At 43.7% G+C, this 13805-nt stretch carries 13 protein-coding genes; 11 read left to right on the top strand and 2 right to left on the bottom strand.

The window, feature by feature from the left end:
• The 3 genes from RMO55_RS05685 to RMO55_RS05675 form a co-directional block, all read left to right on the top strand.
• Positions 1-213: TRAM domain-containing protein (locus RMO55_RS05685; protein WP_310424713.1), on the top strand; the 213-nt coding region annotated here is incomplete at its 5' end.
• Positions 214-611: 398 nt separating this feature from the next.
• Positions 612-2228 (top strand): DEAD/DEAH box helicase, encoded by a 1617-nt coding sequence (locus RMO55_RS05680; protein WP_310424711.1) that lies wholly within the window; start codon positions 612-614, stop codon positions 2226-2228.
• Between the two features lie 448 nt (positions 2229-2676).
• The gene (locus RMO55_RS05675) at positions 2677-3219 is read left to right on the top strand and encodes an RNA-binding protein (RefSeq protein WP_310424709.1); all 543 of its coding nucleotides are present in this window, start codon (positions 2677-2679) and stop codon (positions 3217-3219) included.
• A gap of 466 nt (positions 3220-3685) precedes the next feature.
• Here the strand turns inward: RMO55_RS05675 and RMO55_RS05670 are convergent, their stop codons facing one another.
• On the bottom strand, positions 3686-4816 hold the full coding sequence (locus RMO55_RS05670; RefSeq protein WP_310424707.1) for an AI-2E family transporter: 1131 nt from the start codon (positions 4814-4816) through the stop codon (positions 3686-3688).
• Positions 4817-5025: 209 nt separating this feature from the next.
• Here RMO55_RS05670 and RMO55_RS05665 point away from each other — a divergent pair, with 209 nt between their 5' ends.
• The 8 genes from RMO55_RS05665 (at position 5026) to RMO55_RS05630 (ending at position 12337) form a co-directional block, all read left to right on the top strand.
• Positions 5026-5295, top strand: a complete 270-nt coding sequence (locus RMO55_RS05665) for a DUF3146 family protein (RefSeq protein ID WP_310424705.1) — start codon at positions 5026-5028, stop codon at positions 5293-5295.
• Between the two features lie 262 nt (positions 5296-5557).
• The gene (locus RMO55_RS05660; protein ID WP_310424703.1) at positions 5558-5977 is read left to right on the top strand and encodes a hypothetical protein; all 420 of its coding nucleotides are present in this window, start codon (positions 5558-5560) and stop codon (positions 5975-5977) included.
• 579 nt (positions 5978-6556) lie between these two features.
• A complete protein-coding gene (locus tag RMO55_RS05655) occupies positions 6557-7762 on the top strand; it encodes a hypothetical protein (RefSeq protein ID WP_310424701.1) in 1206 nt (401 codons plus the stop codon).
• A 21-nt stretch (positions 7763-7783) separates the two neighbouring features.
• Positions 7784-8959: an OpgC domain-containing protein gene (gene opgC / locus RMO55_RS05650; protein ID WP_310424699.1), complete on the top strand. Its 1176-nt coding sequence runs from the start codon at positions 7784-7786 to the stop codon at positions 8957-8959.
• Positions 8960-9142: 183 nt separating this feature from the next.
• Positions 9143-9556 carry a hypothetical protein gene (locus RMO55_RS05645; protein WP_310424697.1) on the top strand — a complete coding sequence of 138 codons (414 nt, stop codon included), beginning with the start codon at positions 9143-9145 and terminating at the stop codon, positions 9554-9556.
• Positions 9557-9631: 75 nt separating this feature from the next.
• Positions 9632-9838, top strand: coding sequence for a hypothetical protein (locus RMO55_RS05640; RefSeq protein ID WP_310424695.1), 207 nt, complete (start codon positions 9632-9634; stop codon positions 9836-9838).
• Positions 9839-9879: 41 nt separating this feature from the next.
• Positions 9880-11166 (top strand): DUF3131 domain-containing protein, encoded by a 1287-nt coding sequence (locus tag RMO55_RS05635; protein ID WP_310424693.1) that lies wholly within the window; start codon positions 9880-9882, stop codon positions 11164-11166.
• Complete coding sequence (locus RMO55_RS05630) at positions 11150-12337, top strand: SGNH/GDSL hydrolase family protein (protein WP_310424691.1); 1188 nt, start codon at positions 11150-11152, stop codon at positions 12335-12337. Before RMO55_RS05635 ends, RMO55_RS05630 begins: the two co-directional genes overlap by 17 nt.
• A gap of 46 nt (positions 12338-12383) precedes the next feature.
• Here the strand turns inward: RMO55_RS05630 and RMO55_RS05625 are convergent, their stop codons facing one another.
• Positions 12384-13565, bottom strand: coding sequence for a response regulator (locus tag RMO55_RS05625; protein WP_310424689.1), 1182 nt, complete (start codon positions 13563-13565; stop codon positions 12384-12386).
• Positions 13566-13805: the final 240 nt, after the last annotated feature.

Raw genomic sequence — 13805 nt, 5'->3', positions numbered from 1 at the left:
CGCAATCAGCTCGAAGTGGGCAAAACTGTCGATGTCCTCGTCGAACAGGAAAATCCAGAATCAGGGTTGTTGGTGGGCAGATCTGCCAGATTTGCACCAGAAGTGGACGGATTAGTGTATCTTAGTGGAAGTGCCCGCCTTGGGTCGATTGTTTCCGCTACGATTCACGAAGCAGACCATTACGATCTCCACGGTGAGATTGTCTATCAGTAAAAAATTAGTAGCGATCGGTTATCCGCCAGTATCAAATTTTAACAATTGATGTTAGGCTGGTAAGTGATTGCTACTAACAAAATAACTGTTAAATTCAAAATTCAGAATATCTTTGAATTTTGGATTGGAGCGAAGCCGCTAGAACTCAGTAAAAAGACCGATTTATTTCGACAACAATTTATCACAGAATCTCCGCCTCGCAACTGATGCGAACATTCTGAAACTATTTGGTATTTTTCTTATCGGTGTAGAATTACAGCTAATTCACACCCATCCCTAGACTGAATGGTTTGAATATTGGGTACGACGTTTTCCTTGGTTTGTCTACTGATTAATTCCTAAATATTAGCTCCTAAATTTTCGATTGTAATCATACCGAATCCACTTACATATAAATTATGACCGTTTCTTTCTCTAGCCTTGGCCTTTCCGATCGTATCGTTACACAATTGGAAGGGATGGGGATTACTGAACCAACCAATATTCAAGAACAAGCCATTCCCTATCTACTATCTGGTAAAGATGTAGTCGGACAGTCGCAAACAGGTACAGGTAAAACTGCTGCATTCGCGCTCCCAATGATCGAGCGGATCGACTGGCAGCGTCCGGTAATTCAAGCATTAGTATTAACTCCGACTCGTGAGTTAGCAATGCAGGTTTCCGCAGCCATGAAGACCTTCTTAGGTGGCAACGAGCGTCGCTCACCCATCTTAACTGTATATGGTGGACAGGCGATCGACCTTCAAATTCGTCGGTTAGAAAGCGGTGTATCTGCCGTTGTCGGTACCCCTGGTCGGGTGATCGATTTAATCAATCGCGGACATCTCCGCCTCGGACAAGTCGAATGGTTGGTACTAGATGAAGCTGATGAAATGCTCAGTATGGGCTTCATCGACGACATCGAGCTAATTTTGAGCAAATTGCCTACCGAGCGTCAAACCGCCTTCTTCTCGGCGACGATGGCACCGCCTATTCGCTCATTGGTCAACCGCTTCCTCAAAAATCCTGTGACTGTCACAGTCGATCAAGTTAAAGCAGCACCTTCCAAAATCAAACAACAAGTTTACTTCATCCCGCGTGGATGGACTAAAGCTCAGGCTCTGCAACCAATCCTCGAATTGGAACAACCAGAATCGGCGATTATCTTCGTCCGTACTCGGAAAGCAGCCGCAGAACTCACCAACCAACTCCAGTCTTCTGGACACAGTGCGGATGAGTACCACGGCGACCTCACCCAAACTCAACGGGAACGTCTCCTAGCCCGCTTCCGTGGTGACAAAGTGCGCTGGATCGTCGCTACAGATATCGCTGCACGGGGTCTAGATGTAGACCACCTCAGCCACGTAATTAACTACGATTTACCTGATAGTGTAGAAAACTACATTCACCGGATCGGTCGGACTGGACGTGCTGGTAAAGAAGGCGTAGCAATCTCCTTGATTCATTCACTCGATCGTCGTAAACTACAAGCGATCGAACGTCGGGTCAAACAGTCCCTCAATGTCTGTCAAATCCCTACCCGCTCTCAAGTAGAAGCGGCTCACGTTGACAAAATCCAAGCTAAAGTTCAAGAAGCTCTCTCTGGCGAACGGGTAGCATCCTTCTTGCCAATCATCGCTAAAATGGCTGAAGAGTACGACATTCATACCGTCGCAGCAGCAGCACTTCAATTGGTATACGACCAAACTCGTCCAGCTTGGTTAGACATGGAAGAGCCACAAAATCGCGGTGGTGGTGATTACGATCGTGGGGATCGTGGCGACCGTAACGATCGTGGAGATCGTGGTAATGGTGGCTACCGCTCTCGTGGTGGTGGTGGCGGTGGCGGCGAACGTCGCGCTGGCAGCGGTGCAACTGGTAAGCCTGTACTCCGTGAAGGTAGCAGCAGTGGTGGCGGTGGTCGTTACGATCGTCGTGACAGCGCACCTCGCAATGAAAGCAGTCGTTACGAACGCGATAGCCGTGGTGGTAGTGCTGGTGGTCGCGGTGGATACCGTAGCGAAGAACGGGTGTAATAATTACATTACATTCGATCGATCTTAATTGATTTTACGACAACTAGGTTCGATCGTTTCAAAAAGGCGGGCAATGCCCGCCTTTTTTGGTTTGTCTGGGGCATTATTGGGCAGAGCATGACTAAATCGATCGTCAATACATCGATCTCCTATCCCCAGACGTGATAGTTTAAATAGGGGTATAACAAAATTCGTGAAGAAACATTAAACTATAGTGTTGAGGATACAGATATCTCATCTGTGGATTCATAACTTTAGGCAGGGTAAACAAGCGGTTATAAGTTATTATTTCGCCCCATCATTTATTACTGAGATTTAATTAAAACTGTCAAATGTGATGGGTCAAACTACTCTTGAAGTAGTTCTTCATCAACCTAAAAATAAGGCGATCCCCCTGGGGAAACCCTGCAAGCAAGCTAATTTAATTCCAGTCTGGAGGAATTTCTATATGTCTATTCGTTTATATGTGGGCAACTTACCAAAAACTGATGTAGAGCGGGAAGAACTTGAAACCGTTTTTGCTGATGCTGGCGAGTTAGTTTCTGTCAAAGTGATCAAAGATCGCAAAACTGGTAAATGCCGTGGATTTGGCTTTGTCACCGTCGAGACTGACGAGCAAGCAGACCAAATCGTTGAAAAGTACAATGGTACGATGTTCAAAGAGCTACCCATCAAAATCGAAAAAGCTTTACCCAAAGCCAAAGGGCAAGAAGATGAAGATGGTGAAGGTGGCGAACCTACCGAGCCTAGAGAACCTAGCAATGTCCCGAAACCTACTTTAAACAAGAAGGTTCCTGGCGAAACTAGTACTCCCCGTCGCAGTACTAGTGGTGGTGGCAAAAAAGGTGGCCGCAAAGAGGGCAATAAGAGCCAAGGCGGTGGCAACACTTACACGACCACTGCAACTACTGATAGCTTCCAACCCGACCCACGGTGGGCTGGTACGCTAGCTGAAATTAAGGATAAATTAGCTCAATCTGGCAATCTCTAAATTTGTCTAATGACATCAGAGATGACAGACTGCAATTGCTTGCAGGTAATTTTAACTATTGCTAGGGATTAATTTCCCTAGCAATTTTTTTGAAGAACTAATGTTAATTCTGTGGTGTAAAATTGACTCATGGCTTTCTTGCGGATGCGCGCACACCTTTGTGCCCCCGACGGTCTAGCGCAACAATCTTTACTTCTCAATATCATTAGCCCTATTATTGAGCACCATCTATAGCAATCCTATTTGATTTTCTGCTGAAAGCATCAATCTGTAGGGGCAGTGGTATCTTGTCGTTGTCTTGTCTTGTTGCAGTTGTATGGTTGGGGAACCCGACTACACTGCGCCGCTGACGCACACAACCTGGAGGTTTCCTCCAGGTCGATGCGCCACTTCATGCCTGCCATCTAGCGACTAAGCTTCTCAATTAGGATTGCTATATATTAGTTGGTAACTGGCAACAGCAAATTTAATTTTCTTCTCCAGTCATAACTATTTCTGTTTCAATTGACGGATTTTGCCAGGGATCGGTAATATCTTTATCATAACTAGATTTATCAGTACTACCTCGTACATATTGCCATCGATCGAGCACATCTTCGATCAAAATAGCATTAATCCAAACCTTGGCAACTACCGTTAGTGGCAATGCTAATAATAAGCCCAAAAAGCCAAAGAAAGTAGTAAAGAATACCTGAGCGATCAGTGTAATTGCAGGTAATAATGATACCTGTTGAGCCATAATGTATGGGGTGAGAAAATTACTCTCAAATTGTTGAATTAGAAAGTAAATAATAAATATAGCGACAGCTTTCCAAGGTTCGTCTAGTAAGGAGATCGCCACCGGTAGTACGACACTCATTGTCGGTCCTAAATTAGGAATGAAATTGAGTAATCCAGCCAAAATAGCTTGCGCTAAAGCGAGTGGAATTCCTAATGATAATAAACCAATCAAACTGAGAACAGCCACCACGACCATACTCAGGATTGCACCACCAACCCACTTACCCAAAGATACTTCGCACTCAGCTAAAATTTCATCAACCCGTCGCCGATAAAAACTCGGAAACAAAGCAATAAATGCTCGACGATAAGCAGTAGGTTGTGCCAGTAACATGATTGTCAGAATCACCATAAACAATAGATTGAGGATTACACCCAAGGAACTAGAAAATAGTGTCAGAGATCGTCCCGCCAGAGATTGTAATAAAGGTTGAATTTGGCGATTTATATCTGCCAAATCTGGTAAATAAGGAGTGAGTGGAGCCGGAATATTTGCCTGAATATCAGTCCGCCACTGACTTGCCGACTTGAGAATTGCTGGAAACTTAGTCGTAGTCAATTCCTGAAACTGAGTGATAAATGGCGGTACGATCAGAATAAAAAAACCAATTAAAATCGCACCAAATATGCCGATTGCCGCAAGCACCCCGATCGTTCGCGACAGCTTGAATCGATCCTGAATTTTTAGAGCTAACTTATTCAACGCTGTCGCTAAAACTATTGCTGCAAAAACTATCAGTAGTACTTGACGAACTTGCCATAATATATATAGTGACAATACTAAAGCTACAAATCCCAGCCACTGACCTAGTAACATAAGCAAAAAAGTATTGTGACGATCTAAGTTATCGATCGAATTATACAATCGCGAGGGAAGAGAGGACGATATCGATCGTGCTTACTCTGCTAGCATCCTCTTGGCAAGGCGGTCCTTTAGGTAGCTGCCCAAGTATTTTGGATGAATAGTGTTGAGATTTCCGCCTGCTTAGCTAAACTGGATATTATTGGCAGTCTTCGATTTCAACTATGGCTAAACGGCAGCTACCAGAAACAACGGCGCATGTGCGCGTCACCCAGCATTCTTGGCAATTTGGTCAGGTTTTAGGCGAAGTTACGGCTGGAGAATTTTGTTGGGAATTTCAGTGGCGATGTCGCGAAGGACATCTAGAATTGATCGTCGAACCAGCTCTCGGACGTGCTTTGATTCAAGATGCTTTAGGTCGATTTTTGAAGCAATGGGATTATCAGTTAGAAGCTGGGGGCGATTATGAATTTACGGTCAGAGCAAAATTTTAATTCTCTCCAGGCGATAAATCAGAATTAATTTAAAATTTTTATAGTCCTCTGAGAGTATGGGATCTAGCTACCAGAAAAGTGGGGTTAAAGCCTCCCCCTTCTAGGGAGACTTTCTCCATATTTCTAGAGAGAACAGAAAGTTCCTATGATAAATTGTCAAAGATGAACATTTTGCAAGCTAGCGCAGTCATAAGAAAAGTGTAACAATCAAAATCGACTGTCAGCTCAGGCCAATTTCACTTAAAATTTTCATCCCACTCTTATGAAAAAATTAACTTTAACTGCTGTATCTATCATCATTTGTTCTTTATCAATTGCTGCTACCATTGCCGCTCCCAGCCTTGCCCAATCTTCTGCGAATAAAGCTGCTCCGGCTGGAAACAACCCTCAAGCACAATTGGTGGAACAACTAAAAATCACCCAAGATCAACAAACAAAACTAGCGAAGGTCGAAAAAACTGCCAAGCAAAAGATATTTGGGGTATTGACTCCCGCGCAACAAGAACAAGTCCGTCTTGACATGAAACAGGGTAAACCCTCAAGTCTGAAATTTACCTCTGAGCAACAAACGAAACTCAAGGAAATCCAAACCGTAGCGGTAGCGCAACGGGATGCGATCCTGACTTTCGAACAAAAACAAAAACTCCAACAACTCCGCAAGCAATATATGCGTCAAAGCTAGAGAATTGGCAGCGGGTAGTGGAAGAAATTTCCAACGTTAAACTTCAATTCTTCCACCCCCACCCTCTCGCTCTAAGTAACTTATTGTAGTAGTTATTTGTTTGATTCGATTATCCTTTCGGAGACGATTCTCGAACGCGCTGCTGCAAACAGTCTTTCGATTCTCCTAACGGAGACGCTTCGCGAACGACTAGCCCTCGCCGTCACTGGCGGGGGCTATTTCGACTATATATTTCACATACATACTTCAGAAAAGTAGCATAAAATGCCACCAATCCGAGTCCAGTTCATCGAATATCAAACCTAAGTACAAACTTGTCCCCCAGTGTGGTTGTGTGAATACGGCTCACTTTCGATTCGATGAGACTGGGTTTCGGGTCAAAGGCAAGCTTCCGTCTCATTCACAAATGATAAGCAATGTACTGACAGGAATCGCTGATTAGTTCAACTCTGATATTTTGATGCCAATCATGCCAATTAGAGTAAATTTTGAGGGCATCTTAGATATAGTCAGTGCAACTTCCAACTGAAGTTTAAATTTCAGTCAGTTGGGATTGAATCTATAATTCAGATGCAAAAGATGAAATTTCCAACAGTTCTCCGCCGATTTTCACCTTGGCAACAAATATTAGCTGCGGGGAGTATTTTTGCATATCTTCTCCAACCTACTACATCATCAGCAACAACAGGATCTCAGAGCGTTGGTAATGGCAACATTTCGTTAGCTCGGAGATCGTCCCCACAACTAAAGAGGTGGGCACCACAACTGATGGCTGGTGCGGATAACTTTAATCCCGATTTGAAAGTACTACCACAAAGAGAATATATCCCGTTACCATCACCGCCAGATCGAGTAGCACCTTCCCCTGGGGCTAATTCCGGCTTAGTAGAAGGTGTAAATGTAAAACCTGCTACTGTTGGAGCACCTTTCGCTATCTTAGAGGGACTGCAATCTAATATTCAGAACAATCGCAATAACTCTGGGCAAGTCAATCAGACACTCGAATCAACAGCAATATTGCGGCTCAATAATGGCGATCGTCTCTTATTCACAACTGGTTATAATACCTACGAACAGATAGGAACTAAAACAGTCAATAATATTCCGCTGGGGATTAACTGGGAAAGCAAAATTAACTCGCTCAAGATTAGGCCTGGAGTTGGAATCGATATATTGAATGGAGCTATTACTCCCAATTTCAATCTCAAAGTAGATTATCCCCTAACAACTGGTTTAACTGTATCTGCCGATCTGCAAGAGGGAGCTTATAAATTTAACGCCAAAACTATCGAAAATCAAATCTCCGCTTTGCGCTACGGTCCATCTATTTTCTGGCAAGTAGATAAAGATACATCATTATTTTCATCCCTACACTTGGGAAGCTATAGCGATAACAACCAGGAACAGCAGTTATTCAGCCGAATCGAGCGCAAGTTCGGTGAGTTTTCTGTGGCGGGTAATTTATTTACTTGGAATTATAAAAATCCTACTGATAAAGGTTACTTTGCACCTCCAGATTTTGTGGTTTACACGGGAGAGGTCGCTTGGGAAGGTAGTGTGATTCGAGATGTGCTAAATTGTCGGATTTCTGCTAGTTTAGGCGGTCAGAATGTCAATGCCACAAGTTCTGATGCTGGTGGCTATCAAAGCAAGTGTACGGTAAAGCTCTCGCCCAATTTTGAAGCAGATCTCGGATATAGCTTTAGTAACGTCAAAAGTACCGTGCCCGTGATTAGCAATGCAAATAGCCAATCTATTCTCGGTCAAATTCGGGTGAAGTTTTAGTTAAATTAAGTTGTAGATATTATGTCAATTATTGCCCCCCCTGTTACATCTCCAGATCTCACTTCAGTCCCCACTAAAAGTCGAAAGTTGTGGCAATACGATCCTGAATTTTATGGCAAACGCGATCTCCGCATTGATTTTCTGCGCGGTGTAGCGATCGTCTCGATGGTCGTCAATCATTTGGAATGTCGATCGTATTTTAATAATATTACCCAAGGACATATCTATGCGAGTTCGGCGGAAGGATTTGTGTTTTTATCGGGCTTTGTCTTAGGATTTGTGACTTTACAACGAATTAATAAAATTGGCTTGACTTCCGCGATGCAGAAGTTGCTCGAACGAGCGAAGGTGTTATATTTCACTAGCTTTATCCTCATTGCAGGTTTAGGATTATTGAGTATTGTGGCACCAGGGATGACTAGACCGAGTTTCGATCGATCTCCTGGGGAATGGTGGCAAATTTTGCTAGCGGCTGCCACACTCCATCTCGCGCCGCCGATCGTGGATATTCTGCAACTATATGTGTTGTGTTTATTGGCTTCTCCAGGGATATTTTGGTTGCTGCGGCGGGGACTTTTATTACCACTATTAACAGCTTCTTGGACATTGTGGTGGATTCAACAGGTGCATCCCTATTCGTTTAGTTTTCAACCGCTCGATCGCGCTCATCCGTATTTTGTCTTTAGTACGTGGCAAATCCTCTACGTGCATGGTGTCGCCGCTGGTTATCACAAGGATAAGTTAGCCAAAATATGGAAACGGTTGCCCAAAGTGCCGCTAGCCCTGGGGATGATGGCGATTGTCATTGCAGCTCTAGTTACAGCACACTTAGATCTCCAACTGGGAACGTGGCCTACAAGAGTGCAAGATCGAGCGTTATGGTTACGATTGACCGATCGGAGTATTAATGGCCCAATTCGCCTAGTGACGCTGCTGGGGCTATTTTCGCTGATGTTTATGGCTGTGGACAGGTTTTGGGTACCATTGTCCAAAACGCTGGGTAATTTGCTGATTCCGCTCGGTCAAAACTCCCTATATGTCTATATTATCCATGTGCCTTTGACTTTAATCTGGTTTATGATTCCAGGTTTGATTCAGGGAACTACTTGGCTGGTAAGTATCGCCCAAGCGATCGCGATCGGCTTATGTTGGTTGATGGTCAAAAAAGAAGTTTTATTTAAAATTATTCCTCGGTGATACTTAATATAACTTATCTATTTAAGGATCGAAAAATAGATGATAAGACTTGCTGCCAGCCTGGAGACTAATCCAGTTAAACTACGAATCACTCTTAACTAAAATACAAATCACACTAATTCGATCGTAGATTCAGCATAAATGAAGTGAAGAAAGATAAATCTAGCATAAACATCAAAATATATGATTCTGCAAGATCTAATCACACTTGACGGAAAACTAGAGTTGTATGCATGTGATGGTCAATTTCTGGGTTTACTATCTAGCGATCGAAACGATGCTAACTCGATTATAAATCTGAAGACGTATGGTAATTCCCAAAACATCAACAGTATTCACTATAAACATGGTATCTATGGAGGTCAATATGGTCGATGTAGTCCTTATAACTACCGCTGTTTATATCCGCCCTCGATTGTGTTTCAGCGACAGTGTATAGGCATGGTGAGTAAAAACAAATATATTGTCGGTCACGATTTAGATATCATCGATCCCGATCTACTACTCTCTACTTATGTCAATTTATCCGAACGCGAAGCTCGCCACCAAGGCAGTCGATTTATTTTGACAATTACCTCTAAACTTGCGACTGCCTGAGATTTAGACCCCAAATATTAATAGTTTAAATCTTTGATTAGCTCAGATCATCAAAACATTATAGGACGATTACAAATGCAATCAATCTCACCCGAAATGTATCCTCAATTAATCGACATCATTAATGAAGCTTGTAATGATTGTATTGACTTAATTTTGTCTGCTGGACTCGATGGTAATAATGATATTGTTTGCTGCGCCCAAAGTGGCGGCAAGCAACTAAATATTACAATTGATGACGAGCACGATCTAATTAAAATTTATGATTCAGGTGTAATTTAATTACTCTCAAATATTTAAAATATTCACTACCGATCGATATCATGCTAACTGTACCTCGCTCATTTAATATTCGCTGGCAAACTGCTATCTGTGTTGCGATCGGTTTGACTGGTTTGGGCATAAACCAATTACTGACTTGGCAAGAAACTAACGTATTACCAGTCCCAATACCCCGCAGTGTACCGCTCACAGGAGAAGATCTTCAACTGGCGCGGAATGCTTGGAAATATTTTGAAACTAATCGGCTGCCAACGGGACTCATCTCATCTGCTGCGAAATTTCCAGCTACTACCATGTGGGATGTTGCCAGTCAGTTTGCAGGGATGACGGCAGCGCGGGAATTAGAGTTCATCTCGACGACTGAATTTGATCGATGGATGGCTCAAGTGCTGGTTTCTCTGGCTAAAATGCCGCTATATAAAGGTGAGTTACCGAATAAAGCCTACAATGCGGCAACGCTCCAACCAGTCAGCTATGGCAAATTGGATAAATCCGAAGAAATTGGCTTCTCAGCGATCGATCTAGGGCGATTGGCACTGTGGCTCGATATTATCGCCCATCGTTATCCTCAGCACAAAGCCGCCTGTAACGCAGTCACAGCCAGATGGAAACTCACCCGACTCGAAAGTGGTGGAAATTTAATGGGCGTGCATATCAATAAGGGTAAAGAAGAGTGGAATCAAGAAGGGCGACTGGGTTACGAACAGAATGCCGCTTATGGCATGAAAAAATTGGGAGTGGTGGCAAAAAATGCCCTTAATCCCAAAGCAAATGAGAAAAATGTCGATGTGATGGGGGTACAGATTCCCGCTGATACCCGCACTACCTATCATAACTATGTCACCAGCGAACCTTATGTTTTAGATGGGCTAGAGACTGGATTCAAGGCATTACCAGCCGAATATGCGGGGCGAGTTTTACAAGCCCAAACCCGCCGCGCTCAGGCTACCGGACATTTTACCGCTTGGTCTGAGGACAATCTCGATCGCGAACCTTGGTTTGTCTATAACAATGTCCATGTCGATGGTCAAAATTGGAAAAGTTTGACTCCATCAGGCAAAGACAGCGACAAATTTAGCACCAGCAGCACCAAGACGGCGGTGTCTTGGCAGATGTTATTTCGCAATCGCTACACCGAACGCAATTATAATGGCTTACGGTGGCTGGCAGACCCCGCTCGTGGTGTATTTGGTGGGGTATATGAAGGTACTCAAGAAATCAATCGATCGCTCACACTCAATACTAACGGTCAAATCTTAGAAGCAATCCTCTATAGTCATATTGGTTCGATTCCTTTAGAAGATTGGGCAAATGGTAAAACTCGCTAACAGTATTGCTGGGCAGCTACTGGGATTTGTCAGTATTAATTGTGGTGTTTTGGTTACACAGCCACTAATCGCTCAGCCATCACCACCCCCAACTGCGTCGATGACAGCCAAAGATCCTCAACCTCAACCCAGAAAGTTACCCAAAGTTGTCTTTTTTGGCTCTAGTAGTACGGTGGGATTTGGCACGACTAGAGGCGACAGGCGATGGACGACGCTACTGTCGCGGTATCTGGGTTGGGAAGAGATTAATGAAGGATTGTCCGGATCTACAGTTTCCACTGCGCTGCGCGGTAAGGAACTCGCCTCGGTACCATCGGGACTAGAACGCTGGCGAGAAAATGTATTATCACGTAAGCCCGATCGAGTTGCGATCCTTTATGGTGTTAATGATGCTTTTCGGCGAATTACGATTGGAACTCCAAATCAGCGCGGTACCTATAGCGGGGATTTGACTAAGATGCTGACTGGTATGGCACAGGAATTTAAACCGCACCAACTAATTATTAGCACATCTCAACCCAATCAAGCGACACTCGATCGCCGTCAAGACTACGATCGCGTACTGCAAGCAACCACTAAGCAGATTGGTGGTTATTTTATCGATGCTGGGAAGGAAGCCTTCCCACTCTCGGATCTAGCTGATTATTCGGCTGATGGCCTACATCTAAATAATTTCGGTCATGCTATATTTGCGGCTTACATGGCAAACAAGATGGTCGATCTAGGACTAGAACCTGCACCCCCACAAGGTCAAGGTGGTAATTTAATCCAAAAAGAAACACAACCATTACCTGGTGGTTTTTTCTACATCGATCTCCACCATCCCTTAACTTTCGGCCGAGTACGATCGATCGAAACCAAATGGGTCGCTCCAGGACGTGCGAGAATTGTGATCGTCCGTCCCGATGGGCGAGGCGGCTACGAAGCCATCTATCGAACTTCGATCTTGAATGTTGCCCCTGGGGTTTCCCGAATTGAGGTGCCCAACTGGTGGGTGCTGAATGACGATCGATTAGCTGTCTGGACTGAAGGCAACTGTTTGGGTAGTTACGAACTCCCACCCAATCTTAGCGGGCATCTAGCAATCTCTCAAGGTAATATCATCCGAGACATTCCCGCAAATCGCGGCCACTTGGCCCCCCAAGCTCTAGCAATCCATACCATCCCCTAGAGGGTGGATGGGTGGATGCAAGCGTCCATCCACCCACCCATCCAACTCAGTTTTGGACAAATACTGTGGGTGTTTTCAGCAGCGATCCTGTCATTGGTAACCGCTCTGGTACCAATGGTAAAGTCAGATAAACTGTGGTTTCAGCTTCGTTAGGACTAGACAATAAAAATACCCCATCATAATTATTGACAAGCTTTTTGACAATTTTCAAACCTATTTTTAATTCGCGTTCTTCATAGGTAGATGAATTTAATTGAATCGATTTTGTCATTTCTACGATCGAGGGATTATCTCTATCTTGCTGATAGTTTGTTAACGACAAATGGAACATATCATCAATGATTTCACCAAAAATCCGCATACGAGTGTGCGGCTCGATTTTGCCAATTATTATATATTCGATTAATTCATTACACACCCACTGAAAATGGTCTGCAGCTACAGCTAATCGCGCATCTTCAATTTCATAAATTATATTACTAGGTATTGCCGCATCTTTAAAGCGATTTTGCAAACTTTGCTCGACGATCGATTTGGGAATAGAAGCATCGCCATAATTCGATTCTGGTTTTTCAACTACGAGTTGTAAATAAAACCAAAATTTCTCCATTAACTTCTGCAATTGTACTGTGGAGCGATTGTTTTGTCCCAAAATATGGATAATAGCTGCCGTACTTAGCCGATCGATATTATCGATCAGGTGCTCGGTAGTCTCCAAGATAATATCTAGCGGGTAATCAAATTCACGGGAAAACTCGGCAGCTAAATCTAAGCGGATCTCATTCAAATTATTTGTTAATGAATGAATATTATGCCGCTGAAGTTTAGAGAAGGATTGAATCCGATCGTGTTGTTTTTTGATTCGCAGCATCGAGCTGACTCTCGCTCGCAATTCGATCCCATTAACTGGCTTATTGACAAAATCATCGGCACCTGCGGCTAAACACCGTGCCAGGTTTTCTTTGCCAGATAAAGCTGTCACCATGACGATCGGTACCGATTGCCATTTAGACATCGCCTTGATCTGCTTACATACTTCAATTCCATTGATACCAGGCATCATTACATCCAGCAAGATGACATCAGGGTCGAATTTATCCAGCGAAGCGATCGCATGTTCGCCGCTAATAGCATAATGTAACTGATAACTTTCCCCAGACAGCAGTGATTGAATCACGTCAAAGTTATCGGGTTCATCATCAACAATTAGGATGGAATAGGTATTCATCGGAAATTACTTGCTTGTATATCTTTATAGGATGCCCAGATCGATATCTAAATTAACTTTTTTACTTGCAGCAATTCCCAATTCTGCTTGGGGACGATCGGGATCGCGGCCCGATCGGGAATCGCGGACAGTTTTCAGATCTCGATCGATCGATGTAACACGTTGGCGTAGCCTTTCTTGTGGAGAATCAGCTAAATTTTGGTCATTTTGAGTTGAAGTCAGGGCACTCTAACTCAAGAG

It is taken from the genome of Chamaesiphon sp. VAR_48_metabat_135_sub (genome assembly GCF_031418915.1).
In the GTDB taxonomy this organism is placed as follows: domain Bacteria; phylum Cyanobacteriota; class Cyanobacteriia; order Cyanobacteriales; family Chamaesiphonaceae; genus Chamaesiphon.
Note: the sequence above shows the minus strand (reverse complement) of the source record. Positions and strands in the feature narration are given on the sequence as shown.

Coding starts and splice junctions, on each gene's coding strand:
- RMO55_RS05680 (WP_310424711.1), top strand. CDS start 612: ATGACCGTTTCTTTCTCTAGCCTTGGCCTTTCCGATCGTATCGTTACA.
- RMO55_RS05675 (WP_310424709.1), top strand. CDS start 2,677: ATGTCTATTCGTTTATATGTGGGCAACTTACCAAAAACTGATGTAGAG.
- RMO55_RS05670 (WP_310424707.1), bottom strand. CDS start 4,816: ATGTTACTAGGTCAGTGGCTGGGATTTGTAGCTTTAGTATTGTCACTA.
- RMO55_RS05665 (WP_310424705.1), top strand. CDS start 5,026: ATGGCTAAACGGCAGCTACCAGAAACAACGGCGCATGTGCGCGTCACC.
- RMO55_RS05660 (WP_310424703.1), top strand. CDS start 5,558: ATGAAAAAATTAACTTTAACTGCTGTATCTATCATCATTTGTTCTTTA.
- RMO55_RS05655 (WP_310424701.1), top strand. CDS start 6,557: ATGAAATTTCCAACAGTTCTCCGCCGATTTTCACCTTGGCAACAAATA.
- opgC (WP_310424699.1), top strand. CDS start 7,784: ATGTCAATTATTGCCCCCCCTGTTACATCTCCAGATCTCACTTCAGTC.
- RMO55_RS05645 (WP_310424697.1), top strand. CDS start 9,143: ATGATTCTGCAAGATCTAATCACACTTGACGGAAAACTAGAGTTGTAT.
- RMO55_RS05640 (WP_310424695.1), top strand. CDS start 9,632: ATGCAATCAATCTCACCCGAAATGTATCCTCAATTAATCGACATCATT.
- RMO55_RS05635 (WP_310424693.1), top strand. CDS start 9,880: ATGCTAACTGTACCTCGCTCATTTAATATTCGCTGGCAAACTGCTATC.
- RMO55_RS05630 (WP_310424691.1), top strand. CDS start 11,150: ATGGTAAAACTCGCTAACAGTATTGCTGGGCAGCTACTGGGATTTGTC.
- RMO55_RS05625 (WP_310424689.1), bottom strand. CDS start 13,565: ATGAATACCTATTCCATCCTAATTGTTGATGATGAACCCGATAACTTT.